The sequence below is a fragment of the Streptomyces sp. NPDC031426 genome, assembly GCF_055581585.1.
The window spans coordinates 1-1,841 of record NZ_JBVIJE010000102.1; the positions used below are offsets into that span (position 1 = coordinate 1).

Annotated in this window: 1 protein-coding gene; it reads right to left on the reverse strand. The window is 69.8% G+C overall.

Annotated elements, in window-relative coordinates:
* Positions 1-38: 38 nt before the first annotated feature.
* Complete coding sequence (locus tag ACZ5NH_RS45455) at positions 39-1,736, reverse strand: IS1182 family transposase (RefSeq protein WP_468784354.1); 1,698 nt, start codon at positions 1,734-1,736, stop codon at positions 39-41.
* Positions 1,737-1,841: the final 105 nt, after the last annotated feature.

The following is a 1,841-nucleotide window of genomic DNA, read 5'->3' on the forward strand; positions in this document are numbered from 1 at the left end:
CTAGCTTGACTCTGTCGGGGATCTTGAAGCAGTGGAGGTCAACTGCCCAGCGTTCGCCAGGACTTCGCCCGGGCGATGCCGTGCTGGTCCAGGAAGGTCTGGAAGGCGGTCGGCGGTCTCGGCGAAGAGGGTCCCTCAGTCGCGGGCTGACTGCTGAGGCGTTCGATGTTCACGGCGATGGCCGTGAGTACGTGTTGCAGATGGGCTTTCGGCTGTCCTCGGTAGCGGCAGTGGCGCATGCCGTGTCCGTGAGCGAACTCGTTGATGGTGCCCTCGACTCCGGAACGCACCGCGTAGCGGGCCTTCCAGTCGGGGGTCTGCTGCTCGGCGCGGACGCGGAGTTGCAGGTCGCGGAGTTCTCGTGGGGGAAAGCCCACGGTCCGGGCGCTGTCGGCGGTGGCGGTGCACCGGGTGCGGACCGGGCAGGGGCGGCACTGGCTCTTGGTGAACCGGGCCACGATCAGCGGGGCGGCGGTGGGCGAGGACGTCGGGTAGGGGCCGTGCCAGCCGGCGCTGACCTGGCCCTGGGGGCAGGTGACCTGCCGGCGGTCGAAGTCGATGTGGAAGTCGTCCCGGTCGAAGCCATCGTTCCTGCGGTGCTGGCGGGTGGGGTTGCCCGGCAGTGGGCCGCTGAGGGTGATCTGGTGTTCGCGCTGGGCTCGTTCCAGGTGGACCAGGGAGGTGTAGCCGCCGTCGACCAGGTGCTCGGCGGGCAGCAGCCCCCGGCGCGCCAGGCGGGCGTGGATACCGGGCAGGGCCTGGCCGTCGTTCGTGGCGGCCGAGGTGGTGGCCACATCCGTGATCACGTTGACGCCGCCAGAGGCACACGTCTCGGTGACATGCGCGGCGAACCCCTTCCAGCTGATGATGTGCCCATGGCGGACGTAGCGCGCCATAGTGTCGTAAGGCGAGACGACCGCCGAGGAGGAGGGCGGCAGCCCACCGTCGTCGGCGGTGCGCCAGCGCAGGCGGCCTGCCGCGTCGCGGTAGTAGTTCTGCACGACGATCTGCCGCAGGGCCTCGGTCTGCGGGCCGGGCCGGTAGCCGGTTCCGTGCTGGTGGAGTAGTTCCAGCAGTCGGCAGGCGTCGTCGCCGGCGGCCAGGATCCTGGTCTTGGGTCGGGTGGGGTTCTTGCCCAGACGGACCGGACGGCCGTAGCGGCGCCCCCAGTCCTCGTCGACCAGGCCGACCAGCAGGTGCCCGGCCGTGCGGGCGACTTCTTCCAGCGCGGCACGGACGGCCTCGGTGACCAGTTCCAGCCGGGTCAGGTCGCGTACCGCGGCCAGGACGTGGGTGGAGTCGGTGCGCTGTGTGGTGCGCTCGCGTACGAGTCCGGCCTCCTGCAGGCGGGCGAGCGCCAGATCGAGAAGTCGGTCGGCGCGGTCGTCCCGAGTGAGGCGCTCGCGGAAGTCGGCCAGCACACTGTGGTGGAAACCGGGATCGTCCAGCTCCATGGCCATGGCGTACTTGAAATCGATGCGGCAGCGGACCGCTTCCGCCGCCTGGCGGTCCGACAGCCCCAGCACGAACTGCAGCACGCAAACGGTGGCCAGCTGGGCGGGCGACAGACCCGGACGGCCGTCGCGCGGGTACCAGCCGGCGAAGTCCTCGTCGTGCCACAGCCCGTCCAACCGGTCCCGCACCCACATCGCCGTCGTACCGTCCGGGTTGCTCGCCCGCGCGATCTGTGCGGTCAGAGACGGGACTTGCTCACCGGAACGGGAACGGAGGGACAACGCACACCCCAAGAGCTATATCGGCCTGCGGAACAGCCCCGATCATGCCCGTCGGTCATGTCGCTGCACCGGGAAACTCCAAGATCCCCGACAGAGTCAAGCTAG